Annotated in this window: 11 protein-coding genes and 1 tRNA gene; 7 read left to right on the forward strand and 5 right to left on the reverse strand. The window is 55.3% G+C overall.

Annotated elements, in window-relative coordinates; genetic code table 11:
• Positions 1–3: 3 nt before the first annotated feature.
• From CFELI_RS00165 to CFELI_RS00175, 3 genes are read right to left on the reverse strand one after another with little or no spacing between them, the layout of a single operon-like run.
• On the reverse strand, positions 4–1,383 hold the full coding sequence (locus CFELI_RS00165; RefSeq protein WP_277103242.1) for a PP2C family protein-serine/threonine phosphatase: 1,380 nt from the start codon (positions 1,381–1,383) through the stop codon (positions 4–6).
• On the reverse strand, positions 1,383–1,817 hold the full coding sequence (locus CFELI_RS00170) for an FHA domain-containing protein FhaB/FipA (RefSeq protein WP_277103241.1): 435 nt from the start codon (positions 1,815–1,817) through the stop codon (positions 1,383–1,385). Before CFELI_RS00170 ends, CFELI_RS00165 begins: the two co-directional genes overlap by 1 nt.
• Before the next feature lie 20 nt (positions 1,818–1,837).
• Positions 1,838–2,626: an FHA domain-containing protein gene (locus tag CFELI_RS00175; RefSeq protein ID WP_277103240.1), complete on the reverse strand. Its 789-nt coding sequence runs from the start codon at positions 2,624–2,626 to the stop codon at positions 1,838–1,840.
• Between the two features lie 179 nt (positions 2,627–2,805).
• On the opposite strand from CFELI_RS00175, the gene CFELI_RS00180 reads away from it, so the two are divergent.
• The 3 genes from CFELI_RS00180 (at position 2,806) to CFELI_RS00190 (ending at position 5,192) form a co-directional block, all read left to right on the forward strand.
• Positions 2,806–2,889 (forward strand) — tRNA-Leu (locus CFELI_RS00180).
• 470 nt (positions 2,890–3,359) lie between these two features.
• Entirely contained in the window at positions 3,360–3,608 is a 249-nt protein-coding gene (locus CFELI_RS00185; protein ID WP_277103239.1) for a helix-hairpin-helix domain-containing protein, read from the forward strand.
• Between the two features lie 198 nt (positions 3,609–3,806).
• Positions 3,807–5,192, forward strand: a complete 1,386-nt coding sequence (locus tag CFELI_RS00190; RefSeq protein ID WP_277103238.1) for an MFS transporter — start codon at positions 3,807–3,809, stop codon at positions 5,190–5,192.
• Positions 5,193–6,426: 1,234 nt separating this feature from the next.
• Here CFELI_RS00190 and CFELI_RS00195 read toward each other — a convergent pair.
• Together CFELI_RS00195 and CFELI_RS00200 are read right to left on the reverse strand one after the other, a co-directional pair.
• Complete coding sequence (locus tag CFELI_RS00195) at positions 6,427–6,858, reverse strand: hypothetical protein (RefSeq protein ID WP_277103237.1); 432 nt, start codon at positions 6,856–6,858, stop codon at positions 6,427–6,429.
• Positions 6,846–8,168, reverse strand: coding sequence for a M20/M25/M40 family metallo-hydrolase (locus tag CFELI_RS00200; RefSeq protein WP_277103236.1), 1,323 nt, complete (start codon positions 8,166–8,168; stop codon positions 6,846–6,848). Before CFELI_RS00200 ends, CFELI_RS00195 begins: the two co-directional genes overlap by 13 nt.
• Positions 8,169–8,304: 136 nt before the next feature.
• Here CFELI_RS00200 and bioB point away from each other — a divergent pair, with 136 nt between their 5' ends.
• The 4 genes from bioB to CFELI_RS00220 all read left to right on the forward strand — a co-directional run bounded on the left by bioB (position 8,305) and on the right by CFELI_RS00220 (position 19,009).
• Positions 8,305–9,300, forward strand: a complete 996-nt coding sequence (gene bioB / locus CFELI_RS00205) for a biotin synthase BioB (protein WP_277103235.1) — start codon at positions 8,305–8,307, stop codon at positions 9,298–9,300.
• Positions 9,300–9,545: a biotin synthase auxiliary protein BsaP gene (gene bsaP / locus CFELI_RS00210; RefSeq protein ID WP_277103234.1), complete on the forward strand. Its 246-nt coding sequence runs from the start codon at positions 9,300–9,302 to the stop codon at positions 9,543–9,545. Before bioB ends, bsaP begins: the two co-directional genes overlap by 1 nt.
• Positions 9,546–10,104: 559 nt before the next feature.
• The gene (locus CFELI_RS00215; RefSeq protein WP_277103233.1) at positions 10,105–17,745 is read left to right on the forward strand and encodes a Rib/alpha-like domain-containing protein; all 7,641 of its coding nucleotides are present in this window, start codon (positions 10,105–10,107) and stop codon (positions 17,743–17,745) included.
• Positions 17,633–19,009 (forward strand): Ig domain-containing protein, encoded by a 1,377-nt coding sequence (locus CFELI_RS00220; RefSeq protein WP_277103232.1) that lies wholly within the window; start codon positions 17,633–17,635, stop codon positions 19,007–19,009. Before CFELI_RS00215 ends, CFELI_RS00220 begins: the two co-directional genes overlap by 113 nt.
• Positions 19,010–19,074 lie beyond the last annotated feature (65 nt).

Below are 19,074 nucleotides of genomic sequence, written 5' to 3' on the forward strand. Positions count from 1 at the left end.
GTGTTATTTCACCTCCCGGCAATTAACGCCAGGTGTGTTGAGGTTTCCTGCTTCTTTTTTGGTGTGCGTGTTTGAGCTGGAGTTGCTTTCGCGAGTGACGCATACCGGCAGGATTTCTTGGCTTAGCCGCTGCATTTGTTGCAGCACGTTGTCGTAGCTTCCGCCGCTGAGTGCTTCAACGGAGTTGCGGGCGGAGCCTTTGAGATCGGTGACTTTGAAGCGGTGACATTTGTCTGTCGAGTCGATATCGATGAGCGTGAGATTGCCTTCCGCGTTCAGGCAGGAGGCTTGGTAAGGCTTGGACCAGACCCCTTCGAATCCTTGGTTGATGACGATTTGTTGCTCGTCATTAACATGCACGTAGTAGCGATCTTTGAGGGTGTTGTAGCCGACAAAGATCCCTGCGCCGATGATGCAGAGGCAGATGAGCAGGATCAGCGGGAGGAACCGGCGGCGTTTTTTAATGGTGGTGAAATCTGGGAGCACGTCGGCGTCGCCGAGTACAGGCTCAATGGTTTCGGAGGTCGCCGGGTGGGTGATGGTGGTAGTGGGTGCGGGTTGTGCCAGCGCAATGGCGGCGCGACCGGCAGCCGTGTCAGGTCGGGGGTCTTCGGGCTGTCCCGCGTTGAGTGCCCCTGCGGTCACTGGTGTGAGCGTGTGTGCCTGTTGGCTGTCTGCTTTGACGACGTCGGCAACAACCACAGTGACGTTGTCTGGTCCGCCGGAGCGTAGCGCGAGTTCGATAAGCCTGGTGACTGCTTCTGCTGGGGTGCCGCGACCGAGTTCGTTTTCGATGGTGGAGGCGGTGACGGGGTCAGAAAGCCCGTCGGAGCACAGTAGGATACGGTCGCCGATTTGGGCGTCGAGAAGCTTTAATGTGGGTTCGACGGGGCGCCCAGTGTACGCCTTGAGGATCATGGAGCGCTGCGGGTGCGTGGACACGTCTTCGGGGTCGAGCTCGCCCCGGTCGATGAGGGATTGCACGTAGGTGTCGTCGACGGTGAGCTGTTCAAGGGTGCCGTTGCGTAGCCGGTAGCCGCGGGAGTCGCCGACGTGACACAGCCCAAATTCTTTGCCGTTGAACATCAAAGAGGTCAGGGTGGTGCCCATGCCGTTGGTTTCGGGGACTTCTTTCACCCCGCGTGCAATCGCATGATTGGCGTCGTCGGCAACGGACCCGAGGATAGCGAGCATGTCGTTGTCACCCGGGTCGGCGTCGATTTCAAGCAGGTGGTTGATCATGAGTTGGGAGGCGACTTCGCCTGCCGCATGTCCGCCCATTCCGTCAGCGAGCGCAAGCAGGTGGGGGCCTGCGTAGGCGGAGTCTTCGTTGTTTCCGCGTACCAGGCCACGATCGGATCCTATGGCGTAGTTTAATTTCATTAGCCCACCAGCCTGACTGTTGTGCGTCCTACTTTGATGTCATTTCCGGCGAGGACGCGCTCGGGGGAGTCGATGCGTAGGTCTTGGACGTAGGTGCCGTTGCGGGAGTCGAGGTCTTCGACGAACCATTCGTTGCCGCGTCTAAACAGCCGCGCATGCCTGGATGATGCGAAGTCGTCGCTGACGACAAAGGTGCAGTCAGGGGCGCGGCCGAGGGTGACTTCTGAAAGTCCGGCAAGATCCATGCGGGTGCCGGTCAGCGGTCCGTCGATGACTGCTAACTGGTGTGGGACACCGCCGATGCTTGTCGACGCCGTTGTTTGCTTCACGACACCGTTAACGTTGCGTCGCAGCACGTTGAGGCAGAAGAAGATGAACAACCACAACAGGACAAGAAGCCCGATGCGCAGTCCAAGAAGTAACGCGTTTTCCATGGGGGATGTAAGTCTCCTTGCTAGTTGATGATGCGTACTTCGATGTGGGAGTGCCCGACGGTAATCACGTCACCGTCGGCAAGCAACCAGTTGTCGATGGGGGTGTCGTTGACGGTGGTGCCGTTGGTCGATTGCAGATCCACGAGGATGGCATCACTGCCATTCCACACAATTTCGGCGTGCTTGCGGGAGACACCTGTGTCAGGAAGCCGGAAATCAACATCGTTTCCACGGCCGATAATATTTGAACCTTCATGCACGTAGTAGGTGCGCGACGACCCGTCTTGCAGCAGCAGGCTAACTGCTGCGGGTGCTGCGTCAACCTCCTCGGTAAAGTATTCAGTGGGCGGGTCGACCTCGTCTTCGGCGACACTGAAGCCTGCATGAGTGGGGGGATTCACGATCAGGTCGCGCACGTCTGGCTCGCTTTCGGTCTTAATTGTTGATGATGCGTAGAGCTGCCCAGTGCGTACGGAGGGGTCTTCGACAATGTCGACGACGACCGCGCCGGGGCATACCCATCCTTGGTTTCTGAAGTAGCGTGTGAGCTGGTCTTCGAAGTCTTCCGTCAACCCTGGGTGTTCTTCTTGGAGGTTGGCGTAGTCTTTGGTGCTGACTTTGACTTCGAAGTGGTTGGGGATTTCAATGGTGCCTTCGTAGGTGTGCACGGCATTGTCTTCCGCTTCTTGTTTGAGCAGCTCTTCAATTTCGGCGGGTACGACGCGCCCGCCGAAGACAAAGGCGAAGCTGTTGTCGAGTCCACGCTGCATTGCGCTGTCGAGCTTCGCGATTTTTCCCATGAAGGACATTCGCTTCGCCTCCTTATTTGAACTAGGGGGTAATGGTTAGTGATGTTCCCAGTATAAGGACTTTGGGCGCTTACGCCTATACGGCAACTTAAAAATATGCACATGAGCTGCCGATTTGACGGTTTTTGTGATTCTTGTGTTATCTTTATCAAGTCGCACCGTGAAGGTGCACGCTACCTGCCCAGGTGGCGGAATTGGCAGACGCGCTGGCTTCAGGTGCCAGTGTTCGCAAGGACGTGGGGGTTCAAGTCCCCCCCTGGGCACAGAATAAAAGCCACCTACATTATGTAGGTGGCTTTATTTGGTTTCACGATGCCTCTTAAGCCTCTTAAGCTACTATCAGTTAGAGATAGAGCGAGTGCTACCTGCAAAACCGCAGGTCAATTTTTGCCCGCCGCGCTGAAACTCTAACTCTTATTTTGCGGATCAACCCCTACGCATGTGATAGGCCCGCGCTCTTTGGAGATGTCTATCAATATGTGAAGATTGATTGAATAAAACTGATTCGACTTTCAGTGAACATGCGAAAAATTGACCTGCGGTTTCACAAGTAGCAGTCGCTCTATGTCGAATCAATATTTCTCCCGTCTATCACACCACCGCCTGAAGGCTAAAAATAGGTGCCATGCGTATTTTAGGCAGGTAGGAGTCGATAAATGGCCTGATGTATCCACACGAAATGTCCCTTAAGTCGGTATCGTGGGGGTTCTAGAACAACGAAAGTGAGAGCCCAATGGCAGCGAAGTTTTCAGAACAGGAACGCGAAATACTAGTGGCACTCACAGGGGTGGGGCCAACGGTAATCACGCGCCTTGAGCAGATGGGCTTTAGTTCCCTTGTCGATCTGGCTACTGCCGATGTCGAGCAAATTCTTCAGGCAGGTGCTGCTGCGACAGGATCATCCTGTTGGAAAAACAGCCCCCAGGCACGCCGTGCGATCACCGCTGTCGTGGAGTGCGCACGCAATCATGGTGGGCGGTGATTGGGCGTCGATAAGCAGGTGTGGTCGACGTGGTGATCGCTTGCTGTGAGCTGAGACACTGTGCTGTTTTGGCGTGGTTATGCTGGCAAAAATGCAAAATAAACCACCAAGGTGTTACGTTTTAACCTTCAGACACGACTTACGAGTGGGCTTGACCAACACGAGTAGTAATTTTCAACAAGGAAAGACCACACTTTTATGACAAAACGCGAGGACACACGGGTTGCGGCGGCAACCATTATCGGCACAGCCATCGAATGGTACGACTTCTTCCTGTACGCGGCAGCGGCAGGTTTGGTCTTTAACAAAACCTTCTTTAATACCGACGATGCTGCAGTAGCCACCATCTTGTCCTTCCTGACCGTCGGCTTGTCCTTCCTCTTTAGGCCCCTGGGGGCGTTTCTTGCCGGACATTTCGGCGACAGGATTGGGCGAAGAAAAGTTTTGATGATCACCCTCGTCGGCATGGGCATTGCCACCACCTTGATTGGCTTGCTGCCCACCTACGCCACCATCGGCGTGGCCGCACCATTATTGCTGATCGCACTACGCGTAATCCAAGGCATTTCCGCTGGCGGCGAATGGGGCGGTGCCGTGCTCATGGCAGTGGAGCACGCCCCCGACAAACGCCGCGGCCTTTTCGGCGCATTCCCACAAATCGGTGTGCCTATCGGCCTGCTGATGTCGTCAGGAATGATGGCGATCATGACCAAAATCGCCCCAGGCGACGCCTTCTTGGAGTGGGGTTGGCGCGTACCATTCTTGCTCAGCTTCATCCTGATTTTCGTCGGCCACTACATCCGCCACGGTGTGGCTGAATCCCCCGTGTTTGCCGAAATCGCACAACGCAAAGAAGTAACCAAAAACCCGCTGGGCAAGATGCTGCGCTACAACTTCGTAGTAGTCTTCCTCGCTGCACTGGTTTTCGCCGGCAACGGCGCTTCCGGCTACATGACCACCGGCGGTTTCATCCAAAACTACGCCACCAACCCCGACGGCCCCATCGGCCTTGAACGCGGCCCCGTGCTTCTGGCAGTGACCGGTTCCGCCGCCACCTGGCTACTGTTTACCCTGCTTGCCGGCATTGTGTCTGACTACATTGGGCGCCGCAACACCTACATTGTGGGCTACATTGCGCAGATCATCGGCATTTGGTTGCTGTTCCCCATGGTCAGCGCCGGTAGCGTGGGCATGCTGTTTAGCGCATTGGCGATTTTGACCATCGGCCTTGGCTTTACTTATGGCCAGCAGTCTGCTTTCTACACCGAACTATTCCCCGCCTCCGTGCGCTTCTCTGGTGTGTCGGTTACCTATGCGCTCGGTGCGATTCTGGGTGGCGCATTCTCCCCAATGATTGCTGCGTACCTGATTAAGCAGACCGGCTCCACCGACGCCGTGACCTACTACCTGACCGGCATGGCAGTGCTGGGTTTGATCGCGGTACTGTGCTTTAACAGTCGCGACAACATTCCGCTTGGCCCAGACCATGAGGCGCAGCAGCGTCAAAGCCCGCTACGTTTTTCCTCTACTCCTGTAGCTTCATTGGATAATAAACCTGAAGTGGTTGCAGCGAAGGTTCAGTAAAGAAACCACGTTTTCTTAGCCTCATCTAGGTGTGTGCAGTGAAGTGCTGAGGTGGTAACTGCATGCCCTAGGCAAGCGCTTATACCTTTACGGCGTAAACCAACCTAGGACAGCCCTAAGATTTTCTCCAAAATCTTAGGGCTGTTGTCATGTTCGCCCAGCATGGGCTTGTTCTTATGGGTATAAGTCCCTGGAAATGAAGGTGGTTTAACGTGTGTTTCTGATGCCAACGGCAACGCTGTGAGGTGTTGTGGGGGAGCAAGCTTCAAGCGAGATTTTGCCGCTGTGGTACACGAATCGTATGAGGCGTTTCAAGGTGGGTTAGACAGCGCAAGATGTTCAAGGCCGTTCCACCTATGCATGTGTTGGGGTGTCAATACGGCGGTTGTAGGAGGTTACTGGCATCTTGCTGGCTCGTGGATTCTGACATGTTCTTTGACTAACCAGTATTGGGAAGACCAAGGTGTGAAATCCTTTATCCAACGATGGGAAACCTTCCGCAGGAAACACAGTTATTTTTATCAACATGTATGAGGAACCGCCGTATGCGATGAACCGCACGTACGGTGGTGTGAGAGGGAGGCTGAGCAACCCCGCCCACTCCACCTCCTAGTCGATTTGTGTCAGTCTTATCCGCTTGCGAGGCGTTGAGTTGGCGTTACCTGTAATTTCTATAGTGGACACGAGGGTGAAAGCACCCTTGCATGGGTGGGATTGATGACTTTATGCTGTGGGTAGGCGCTTACGCCTTTACGGTGTAAACCAACCCAGCCGCAGCCCCAAGGTTCTTCCCAGAATTGAGGGGCTGACGTGCGTTTCTACCAAGTTTGCGAGAATCCTCCACGTAGTAACAGATCTTTAAACTCCCAGAATTTAGTGTCTGTTTCTCGGCTCACGAGGAAAAATTCAGAACATGGTTGTGAACTAGTGACAACAAACATGTGTTTTTCGCTGAACGTGTATATGCTTGTTTTCAGAGAAGGTAAGGACAAGGTCCCTTGCCATTGCGGTGAACGAGGTCTACAGAACATTTTGCGTCTGTAGGCCTCTTCGTTATAGTGGCCTCTTATTGTAGATAGCCTAAGGTTTGTTGAATCGAAGCGGACATTTCAATATTCCACTCATAGCGGGCAATGGCGTTTTTCCGGTGGTTATTACTCGCCTGGATATACGGTTCCATTCGTGGTTCGCCCAAGGCTTTGATAATGGTTTCACGTGTACTGTTTTTCATATACTAATAATCACATGTCTTGCCCGCGCACGGCCTTGTTTTCCACGCCCAGATCACGGTGATGGTGAGTGCTGCAAGTGAGATGGCGGCGAGATAAGGCTGGATGGGTTGCCACACACCAAGTGCCCCGGAGGTGCCCAGAATGAGCAGCACAATCTTGTTGCAGACAGGGCAGGCGATCGCAAATAACGCGCCGGTTACTCCCAGTGCCATGGGTGTGTGTTGCTTGCTGATACTTCGTTTCGGAAGTCCCGCCCAAATGGCTGTCAGCAGTGCTGTTGCGAGCAGAACGGGTAGTTCCCATGCGCGTACGGGCACGTCGCGCCCAAAAATGGGGTTGGGAATGATGTCGGTGGGCACACCTAAAATAAGAACGGTGGCGAGTGCCCACATAAGGGCGCGGGCACTGTGAAAGCGGGGTGCTAGTACATCCATGCGCGTGTTAGTTCCCAGTAGGCGGTTATGGTGAGGTCGAGATCTTCTAGGTGGAGGTATTCGTCGTGGGAATGCAGTTGGGCGTGCATTTCGCCTAGTGTTCTTTCCTTCGCGTGGGCGGCAAAACCGTAGCCGGTGCCGCCTTGTGCGCGGGCGAAGCGCAGATCGGAACCACCGGCGGCGATCATGGGGAGAACTGTTGCGTCGGGGAAAAGTCCGTGCAGTGTGTTTTCGATTGCGCGATATAAAAATGAATCGGTGGGGGAGATGGTGGCATCTTCACAGATGAGACGCTCAATGGTGACGTGTTCAGCGAGCTCGCCGAGGGCGTCGATAAGCACAGCATCAACATCGTCTTGGGTTTGGCCAGGTAGGGTGCGGATATCCAGTTCCAGCCAGGCGTGCGAGGGCAACACGTTGATTGCTTGGCCGGCGCGAAGCACAGTGGGGGAGATGGTGAGTTTGCTCACCGCATCCCCGTAGGCGGCGAGTGTGCCCAGCGCAGCATAGTTTGTGCCACTAAGTACTTGCTGTTCGGTGGCGGGGTCGAAGCGGAAGGCGTGCACGAATCCGCGCCATATTTCTGAATCAGTGATTGTAGGTTGCGCGTGTGCGATGCGTCGGGCAACCTCAGCGATTTTCACCACGGCGTGATCTTTGGCGTAGGGTGCGCTGCCGTGGCCGGGATCGCCGGTGACGTGCAGTCGACGCTGTGCCGCACCCTTTTCGCCGACATAAACAATGACAGAATCTTCGCCGCCTGTGCCGATGATGTGAGAACCACCTGTTTCGGACAGACAGTTTTCCCAGTTCACCGCTGAAGGATGATTGTGGGCAATCCATTTCGCGCCAAGTCCGCCGCGGGCTTCCTCATCGGCGAGAGCAACAAACTGTAGCGTCCCTTTCGGCTTGTCCCCGCGGGCTTTGCGCCGGGCAACCTCGCGCGTGACTGCCGCCATTGTGGCGGTCAGGAACAGCATGTCCACGGTGCCGCGCCCAAAAATTTTGCCGTCGTCAACCACGGCGTCGAAAGGCGGGGTTGTCCACTGTGCCACATCAACGGGGACTACGTCGGTATGCCCTAAAAAGGTCAGCGGTGGCGCTTCATCGGTGCCGGCAACGGTGACAACGAGGCTGACCCGGCCAGGTTCGGGCTCAAAACGGCGGATGTCGACATGCGTGTCGACGTCGGCAAAAAACTCCTCGATTGTGTCAGCATTGCGTACTTCCTGGCCGGAACCAGGGGTGAAATCGTTGACGCACGCATTCTGAACTAGCTGCTTAAGCAGGGCAAGGGTGTCGGGGTACATGGATTCAACTGTAAAACATTCCCCAAGTTAAACAATGTTCAGATACAATTTTTGAACGATGGCCAATTTCCCAACGCTACCCAACGCCATCGCATGCAGCAAAAGTGCACACACAAGGAGAAAGCTAAAGACCGCCATGACTGACATCCTCGAACTCGCCCGCACCAAAGTCCTCGACCAAGGCATCGGCCTAAACAAAGAAGAAGTGCTCCAGGTACTCCTTCTCGACGAAGACCGCATCCCCGAACTGCTCGACCTCGCACACCAAGTACGCCTGAAATGGTGCGGCGAAGAAGTTGAAGTCGAAGGCATTGTGTCGCTGAAAACCGGTGGCTGCCCCGAAGACTGCCACTTCTGTTCCCAGTCCGGCCTGTTTGAATCCCCTGTGCGCTCCGCATGGCTCGACATCGCAGGACTTGTTGAGGCAGCGAAGCAGACCCAAAAGTCCGGCGCTACTGAATTCTGCATCGTCGCCGCCGTCAAAGGCCCCGACGAGCGCTTGATGACCCAGCTTGAGCAAGCAGTAGCCGCCATCAAGGCTGAGGTTGATATCGAAGTCGCCGCCTCGATCGGTATTCTCACCCAAGAGCAGGTCGATAGGCTGCGCGCTGCCGGTGTGCACCGCTATAACCACAACTTGGAAACCGCGCGCTCCTTCTTCCCTAATGTGGTCACCACCCACAGCTGGGAATCCCGCCGCGAAACCCTGCGCATGGTCGCTGAATCCGGCATGGAAGTCTGCTCCGGCGGCATCCTCGGCATGGGCGAAACCCTCGAACAACGCGCCGAATTCGCCTGTGATCTCGCCGAACTCGACCCCACCGAGGTTCCCATGAACTTCCTCGACCCACGTCCCGGCACTCCTTTTGCCGACAAGGAAGTCATGTCCACCCCTGATGCGCTCCGCGCCGTCGGCGCGTTCCGTCTCGCCCTGCCGAAGACCATGCTGCGTTTTGCTGGTGGACGCGAACTCACCCTTGGTGACCTCGGCACCGAACAAGGCCTCCTTGGCGGCATCAACGCTGTGATCGTGGGCAACTACCTCACCACCCTCGGTCGCCCCATGGAGCAAGACCTCGACATGCTGGGCAAACTGCGCCTGCCCATTAAGGCGCTGAACGCGAGCTGCTAATGAGCAACGAACTACTTTCAGCCTTACTCGCCGGGGACGCACCCATCTACCACCCCAATACCGGCCAAGAGATCGCCAAAGGTGAAGAAATCAAACTCTCGCCTTCTGCACGCGCCGGATTAGAAGCACCCCGCTTCTGTCAGCTGTGCGGGCGTCGCATGGTGGTGCAGGTGCGCCCCGACGGGTGGGACGCCACGTGTTCCCGCCACGGCGACGTCGACTCCGTCTACCTCGGGCGACGCTAAAGAGTTGAAAACTGTGCAGCGAAGACTGCGGCAACGAGAAAAGAGGCTCACTGTCGCGTAGCGCTTCGTGTCGTACATACCTTCTGCCCCCTTCTCGAACAACTGCCTCGGTGCCTAACCGAAGCATTGCTCAAGGAGGGGGCTTTCGCAACCACGAGAATCCGCCTCCGCCTTTGAGGCGTTGAAAGTGCGGACACTGGCTCAAATATGACGTTGATTTTTAATAAGGATGTCTGTGGGTGGCTGAGGGAAAAGTGAGGAAGGGGCAGGAGGGCGGGAAGAAAAGCTAATATTTTCTCAAATTTAAAAGGGTCCCCTTATCTCATAGGTTGACCCAAGATAAAGCACTATGACCTGCGCGTTAATTTCTTCACCCCCGTTAGATAACCCCACGCAATCATTTGTGCAGCTAAGAAAATTTTATGGGGGTAGTTGGGCGAAACTTAAGTTGGGACAGGCTCCACGTTTGGGATACTTCCTATAGGTTTCCTTGAATCACTTTCATTATCAGGGAATGAAGACACCGGAATTCAACGCCAGTTTTTGAGGATGAACGTAGATGAGCGCAGCACGCACACGACGGGGCATTTCGATTGCCGCAATGGTTTCTTTAACCGCAACTCTAGGCATCGTTCCTCAAACCCTTAACCCCGTGACGGTCAAAGCTCAGGAGCAGGAATACACCGAAGAACTCAGCAATGAAACCAACCAGCCTGCCGCACCAACGACCCTTGAAATCCCACCTGCGGAATTACCCACCCCGCACACTGTGCCTGCGACACAAACGCATTCCCACCTGCCGGCTGAACCCGATCATGGGCACAACGGCGAACCCACAGCAGAAACAGACCTGGAACCTCAGTTCGGCCCCTTTGCTGAGCACGTAGAACTCGACACCGCACCCATTGAAGGGTTTGTTTATGATTTTCACCCTGAAGGCGTCGGCGACATTCGTTTTCTTAACCAGCACACGCACCACGAAGACCCAGAATTAATCCAGCGTGCCCGCCCGAGAGTGCAACTGAAGAAACACGCCGATATTTTTCACCTCCGCTGGCACAACGAGCGGTGGATGCTGTTCCTGAACGAACAGTCAATCACCCTCGACTTACCGGCACGGTTCGATGTGGAACTTTTGGTTAGCTATGGTGATGGTTCTCAAGAAACAGCCACGATCCCTGTTGGTATTCACGATTTCGGGGAACTGAATGTACATTTTGCGCCCCGACGCGGCGCAGCTGGCTCTTTAGTCCCACTGGTGCTCCAAGGCTTTACGGATGCCCAAGGGCGCGCCCTGTCGCAATGGTTCAAAGATCGTACATTCGTGGAAGGAATCGTCGGTAATTCACGGCGCAATTACGTGGGTACGTATCTATTAGGGCAGATGCGCGAAGGCTACGAGTCGGACCTATCGGTGCGCATCCCCGATGATGCCGCGGTGGGCCAAGAGCTCAGCATCCCGGTCACAGTCAAGGCGGGCAATCGCATGATCGAAAGCTTCGTTTCGGTTACTGTCACCGAAGCCGTCGATTTTAAGCCACAGCTCAAGCGCAGCGATTTCGTTTTAAGTCCAGGGAAAAACGCGTACCTAGACATTGAATGGCCAGAAGGTGTGGACTTATCGCGTCTGCGCGATCTCCGAGTGTATACAGATAGCCGCGTTCAGCGTTCTTACGTGTCCATTGAGCAGGAAGCAGAAAGCGGAAAACATCAGCAGGTCACTGCCGAAAATTCCCGCTTCTTGCTGCGGTTAAGCACGAGGCCACCAGAAGTATTTGAACAGCCCATTATTGTGGGCTATTCTGTGGGAAATCAGTATGAAGAACATCAATTCACGCTGCGCGTGCATGTGGATACCGATGGGGATACTCAGCCCGATATCGATGATCACGATGATGATAACGACGGTATTCACGACGATATCGAATTAAGCCAAGGCACCGACCCGAAGACTCAACACGGCAAAGCGCTTTCGGCAGTACTCCAGCCTGAAAACCACCATTTTTTTGTGCGCCCAGGCACAAAGTTCCACACCGCACCGATTCGGTTCCGCCACGATCCCGATTACACTCCCACCCCAGCCCTAGGAGAAGATCCGGTGTTCTACACCTGGGATCAGGATCAGCCACAGGTGCGTAGTTTTGCCAAGCCTGCCTCAGCCACCGGTGATTATGAAGTGGAGCAATCTACTGGTGCTATTAGTGCCACGCTGCCGTTAACAGCCACTGAGCGTAGCGAATACCCCGTGGAGGTAACTTTTAGCGACGGCAGCGTTGGCATTGTCAACATTGTTGTACATGCAGAAGAAACGGCGCTGTATAAGCTTTCGCTTCGAAACCGCCAGATCCTTCTACGACCCAACCAACCACAGCGGGTACCTATCTTCTACGAAGGTTCAGTACCAGATGAAGTGACCTATCAGGTACGTAGTGGCTGCTTAGAACGATACAAGGATCTGTGGTCGGTCACCATCAACGATGAGGGGTACCTTGAGGTTCTTCACCGGGGCTACCCGCAAGATTTCACCATGCACGACTTGCGCACTTTTGGCAGCTGCACGATCACTCTTACAGCATCTATTCCTGGTGGGCAGGCTGAGCCGATCGATTTCTACGCCGTCGTGGATACGGATGGCGATGGTGTAGACGACCAACGCGATGGCGATCTCGACGGTGATGGTGTCGATAATGATACTGAGCAGTTGAGCGGGCGCGACCCCTTCGTTGATGACAATCACCTACACGCAGCCATCTATTCTTTCAGCTATCCAACGCATCTGAATTTTGTTCGCGCTGGTGCCACCACCACATTTACACCCCGATTGGGCAAGCAGAATCAGCATGGGCCTGCGGGATTTGTGTCTGGTGATTTTTCTTCGTCGGCACGCTTTAGTCTCGTGCCCAACGAGCGGCAGGCATTCACAGAGGCGTTTTCTGCCAGCATTGATGAACACAGCGGTGTGGTCACCGTACAAGCGCACCCCTTCGTTGGTGAAAGAAACGGACTACTCACCGTGGAAGTAACCTACGAGGATGGTAGCCGTTCGCGCAGGAACATTTATTTCACCGGCATTGGTCTGCCCCGGTATCTTTCCTACGATTCCAGCGTGGTTGTGCCAAGGCAGGAGTACACAGTTGTTCCTGAGAGCCGGAATGCGCTGGAATCTGATATGCGCATGACGTGGAAAGCGCCAGACGATGCGCACGGATGGTCTTTTGATTTCAACCCCCACACCGGTGCGATTACAGCTCGTGTCGATGATCCCACCACCGCCACTGAGCAGGTAGAAGGAACTGTTTTTCTGAGCTATCCTGAGCGTTTCGGGGCAGTTGTTGTTCCCCTTCCTGTGGAATTTAGCCTCGATACTGATGGTGACGGTCGCCCAGATTTTTGGGATGAGGATGATGATAACGACACCCTCCTTGATGAACAAGACCAACAGCCGAAGGTGTATAACACCCCTGAGATGGCGAAACAGTACCGGATTTACTATCGGCATCAGCATCTCGATGGCGAGGATACTCCGGCATTAAGGCCAGAAATTATCAAGATTAACGGTGGTGATCATTCCCTTCCACCCGCCACGGTTTTTTATGCCCATGATCCACGCCAGGGTGAAGATCCCAACCCGAACCGTGGCTACCATGTTGATCCGCACACAGGTGAGATACAGGTAGTTTTGCTGGAGCCTTCCTTCCACCAGTTGCCGATTTTCGTGCAATTTTCCGATGGTAGTGTTTTACCCACCTTTGCTGAGGTGACAGTGGATCGCATCAGCATGCGCTTAGACTACGAGCGGCATGAACTCGTGGTTCCGGCAGGGGGAGAAACCGTTGTTGCCCATCCCCGAGGCAGTATGGCTACACCAAGGGTGCGTTACCAGCTGGCACCGACCACCCAGATTCCTCACGGTTGGATTGTGGAGGTGGATCCCGACACCGCACAGGTGCAGGTTTCGGCACCAGCCTTTGTTCCTGGTGCGCAGTGGTTAGAGTCCTTTGTGGTGGAAATTCAGGGCGTGAATGCGCATGATGGTCGGCGTCTTGTGAGCACGATGATCCAGGTGGAGATCGACACTGACGGTGACGGTATCAGCGACTATCACGATCACGATGATGATAATGATGGCGTTGATGACTACCACGAGCACAGTGGTGCTACGGATCCGAAAGACCCGAATTCTTTCCGCCTTAATCACGTATTCATCCCTTCCTATCAGCCTGCTGCTTTCGTGCGTGGAAAAACTGTGCACAGTTTCCGCCCCACCTTTGATATTTCGGGCACCCCAGATAAAGAAGCTGGAGAAATTCCGCAGAATACCCGCTTTGAACTTGTGGGTTACAAAAATTATGTGGGGCCTGTGACTTCGGCCAGCATTGATCAGCACACCGGTGTTATTACCGTGAGGGATTTCCCAGGGCGCAATGCCGCCCCGGAGTTCATTGTGAAGGTGATCTACCAGGACGGAACCGAAACCTTGGTGGATGCTGAGTTTGTGTTAAGCGATAGCGCTGTGTTTGAACCGCGGTGGACTATTCCTGCGATTGTGCCTGGGCAAGGCGAAGTGACAGTGCGTCCGGAATATTCTGTTCCTTTTGTACCTGAACTTCGCTTTGCTCTAGGGCCTATGGATGCTCATGTGGGCTGGGATGTACGCATCGATCCGCAGTCAGGTGAGCTGAGTATTACTGTGGATAATCCGCTCCCGCGAGGGATTGCAGATGTGCTGGAGATTCCCGTGCAGACCACCGTGGTCGATGCTGATCGGGAGCAGGTGCTGCATACTCAGCTGCGTGCGCATTTGGATACGGACCAGGATGGTGAGGTTGATGCGCATGACATCGATGATGATAACGATGCCTACAGCGATATTGAGGAGCAGGCGGCTGGCACGAGTACGAAGGACGCAACCGACAAGCCTGAGTGGGGGCTTGAGCCTGTGACGTTGCCTGTGGCGATTGATGGGCAGGATTATCACAGCGGTTCTCCGCTTGCTCTCACTGCGCCGCTTGAGGTGAGTGTAAGTGTTGATCCGGCGCAGTTGCCTGCGGGTATTCGTTTTGAGAACGGTGTTTTTCTGGGCACGCCGCGTCTGGAATGGTCACGTGAGGCGGAAAGCCAGGTGTTTGCGATCACGGTTGTAGCCCGCCACGAGTTGTCGGGGGATCAGGCGCAGCGTCGTGTGACGTTGCGGGTGCTGCGTGATGTGGATGCTGATGGCGAGCCTGACACTGTTGACAGTGATGATGATAAGGATTTGTTTACCGACGTCGAGGAGCAGCAATCCCAGACTGATCCGAAGGATGCTCAGGATAAGCCGGACATTGCGATTGTGCCCTTAGCACCGCTGCGGGTCAGGGAAGGTGAGCGTATCAGCCAGGCTGTGGCGTTGACGAAGCCGATTCATGCGCTGATTGAGGTTCAGGGTGATCTGCCCGATGGGTTGGAGTTTGCTGGCGATGTTCTCAGCGGCATCCCTTCTCTTGAGCCTTGGGGTGAGCGGGAGTCGCAGGAGCTGAAGGTGCAGTTTGTGGCTGTTCACCCGGCGGGTCGTTCTGCGGTTGCGGAGTTGAGTATGACGGTGTTGCGGGATACTGACCGCGATCAGATTCCTGATATTGAGGATGAGGATGATGATAATGACCGCTTCGTTGATGTTGAGGAGCGCGCTGCCTTCCATGATCCGAAGGATGCGCAGGATAAACCTGTTGTGGCTTTTGCTAAGGTGCCAGTCAGTGAAGTCCGGGAGGGCGTGGCGCTTGATATACCTGTGCGCTTGTCGACGCCGTTGCTGCACGCAGATATTGTTGCGGATCACCTGCCTGAAGGTTTAAGCTTTGTCGACGGCGCCATCGTGGGTATTCCCGCAGTTGAGTGGGAAGGCGAGGAGGAGCATAAACAGCTGACTGCTTCTTTCCGTGCGACCCATCGTGGGCATGATGATGCTGTGTGGATGACTGTGGAGATCACGGTTGTGCGCGATACTGATGGGGATGGCATTCCTGATCTGCGCGATGAGGATGATGATCATGATGGTTATAGTGATCAAGAAGAACGTGCTTTTGGTTCGGATACGAAGAATAAGAATCTCAAACCCACCCTTGCTTTTGTGCAGGTGGATCCGATTGAGGTGGTAGAAAAGACCGGCAGGATTGAGCGGGAGATTCGTCTCGCTGGCGTGGTTGATGCTCTTATTGAGGCGGTTGAGCTTCCCGATGGTCTGCGCTTTGAGCACGGTGTGCTTCACGGTACTCCCGTGATTTCCCAGTGGGATAAGCAGGAGGAGTCTCGGGTGCTTCGGGCTCGGTTTGTGGCTGTGCACCAAGGCAGTGGGGATCGTGCGGAGTTAGAGTGTGCGATTACGGTTGCGCGCAATTCGGATTCGGATGATCTGCCTGATTATGACGATCACGATGATGATAATGATTTGTTTAGCGACGCGCAGGAACAGGCAGCCTTGACTGATCCGAAGGACCCGGCCAACACCCCGACGGTTGCGTTGCGTGCGCTGGCACCTCTTACGGTGGTCGAGCACCACGCCATTGAGGAACAAAGCCCAACATTGCTGCACCCAGTAGATGCCCGGATTGTGGTGCACGGAAAGCTGCCTGCTGGTCTCAAGTTTGACAACGGGCGGTTGTTGGGCAGCCCTGTGATCACTGATTGGGGTGATGATGATACCCGCACAGTGACCATCAGCTTTGTTGCGCAGCATCCCGCTGGGGATTCTGAGCCAGTGACTCTCAGCATTACCGTGCAGCGGGATCACGATCATGATCGCACCCCAGATATGCGTGATGCGGACGATGACAACGATGGCTTTAGTGATGCTGAAGAGCGCGAAGCGGGCACTGATCCCAAAGATAAGGATGATGCGCCGAGGGTAGCACTGGCCGAAATCGGTGCAGTGACTATCACGCAGCATCAGCCGATGCCACCAATCACACCGACACTTGTCCAGCCAGTTGCTGCCACCATTGAGGTGGTTGGCGAGCTGCCTTTAGGTGTGCGCTTTGTTGATGGGCAACTCACAGGCACCCCAACGATAAGTGAGTGGGGTATGGAAGAGTCCCGTGACCTGCAGGTGACTTTCATAGCTAAGCACCCTACTGGGGATTCTGCACCAATAACCCTCACTATCACCGTGGAACGCGATACCGATCAGGACGGTATCTCTGATCTGCGCGATGGGGATGACGATGGGGATCAGTACACCGATGCGGAAGAAACCCACGCAGGCACCAACCCCAAGGATGCTGCCCAGAAGCCCGTACTGCAGTTTGCCCCACTGAAGCCAATCACTGTGGTCGAACACCAACCCATCGAAGCAATCACCCCTTCTGTGCAGCCTGAGCTGCGCGCCACCATTGGGGTTGACAATCTTCCCGCAGGGCTTCTGTTTGATAATGGGCAGCTAACCGGCAGCCCAGAAATCACCGACTGGGCGCGTGGTGAAAACAGCCGCACACTCATCGTTGTCTTCGAAGCAGTACACCCCGCCAGCGGTGAGAGGGCTAGTCAGCAGCTTGCGGTCGTCGTCACGCGTGACACCGACAAAGACACCACGCCGGATCTCACCGACATCGACGCGGACAACGACGGCTTTAGCAACGATGAAGAACACGCCGTCGGAACCGACTATCAAGACAGCGAAAGCACACCAGACTTTGCTTTCAAACAAGTCGAAGACCAGCGCATCATCGAGGCACAAGCCATCAACGACGTGCTGATCGCCCTCATTCACCCAGTATCGGGGCGGTTCATGGCCGAAAAACTCGCGCCTGGCACCACCTTCAACCCCGACACCAGCCGTATCAGCGGCACCCCAGAAATCACCGACTGGGCCGAGGAAGAAACCAGCCGCAGCATCGAATTCCGCCTCAAAGCCGAACGCGACGGCATCGATAATGTGCCAGGACGCAGCACCATGCTCACCTTCACCGTCACCGTGCTGCGCGATCTTGACAAAGATGGCACCCCAGACATCCTCGATGAGGATATCGACGGCGACGGCTACACCAACGCCGAAGAAGAACGAGCAGGCAGCAACCCCCGCCTGCACAGCAGCACCCGTGCGACGGGAGACCATGCGAAAGATCATTCGCAGCAACCCCCGCCTGCACAGCAGCACCCCCACCTGGGCCATCGCTGCACTCAGCAACCAAGACGTAGTGGAATACCAGCCACTCGACCCGATTAACCTCACCATCGAAGGAGCACAGGAACTTGCCCTCAACTACCGCTTAAGCAACCCACCAGTGCGCGGACTGCACTTTAACCCCGAAACCGCACAACTGCACGGAACCCCAGAAATCACCGACTGGGCCGAAGCGGAAACCAGCCGCGAACTTATCTCCACATTCCACGCAGAACACGCAGGTAGCGGGCAGACAAACCAGCAAGAAGTACGCATTAAGGTGCTGCGTGATCTTGACAAAGATGGCATCCCAGACATCCTCGATGAGGATATCGACGGCGACGGCTACACCAACGCCGAAGAAGAACGAGCTGGCAGCAACCCCCGCCTGCACAGCAGCGCCCCCACCTGGACGATCACAGCAACTCCTGCCCACCAAGAAATCATCGAAGGCCAAGCCATTAACCCAATCACCCTAAGCAACAGCGCTGAACTAAACCTCAGCTATCACGCCGAGCTGCCCACAGGCTTTAGCCTCGACGGCAACCAGTTGCAGGGCACCCCCGATTTTGGCTGGCTCGATGGTGTTGAAACCACTGAGATCACCATCCCCATTACAGCCACCCACAGCAGCAAGGACACCGCCGAAACGCAAACCACACTGCGCATTCTCAGGGACACTGACTCCGATAGCGCCCCCGATATCCTCGATAGTGACGACGACAACGACAACTTCAGCGACGAGGAAGAAATCCGTGCCGGAAGCAACCCGAAAGACCCACGCAGCGTGCCCGCCACCCCACGACTCGGCTCGCTCACACCACTGACTGTGTCGAACAATCAGCCCATCCAACCACTCACCATCCCCGCAACAAGCGCACTACCAGCAGAAATTGCGGTCACTGGGCTTCCTGAGGGGCTCAGCGCCACCGGTGGTGTGATTAGCGGAACCCCACAGGTGGCGTGGGAAGGGCGTGAAACCATCCGACACTTCACCGTCACCGTCACTCTCACCGACAGTGCGCAACGGGTTGATACCGCCACCTTCACGCTGACGGTCACCCGCGTCGGGGAAAAGAAACCACCAGTAGGAACAACCGTTGTCAACGTGCTCAAAACCCCAGGGTTTTATGCACTCCCACTGGGATTCCTCCTACTGATCCCCAACCCCGCCATCACTGGATTTATCCATGGGCTTGGCGCACAATCGCCACTGCTTTATGCAGCTCCTGGTGAAGTCAGCCTCCCGCAGCTGATCATCGGTCTTATCGGCGTGGTTGCCGGTGCATTTACTGTGGTGTGGAAATTCCTCTGGCAGCAACGTTAAAAACACACTGTGCCACACCGCCCCAACACCAAAGCTTCCTCTTCGCTGTGAGGAAGCTTTGGTGT

The organism is Corynebacterium felinum, assembly GCF_030408755.1.
Classification (GTDB): Bacteria; Actinomycetota; Actinomycetes; order Mycobacteriales; family Mycobacteriaceae; genus Corynebacterium; species Corynebacterium felinum.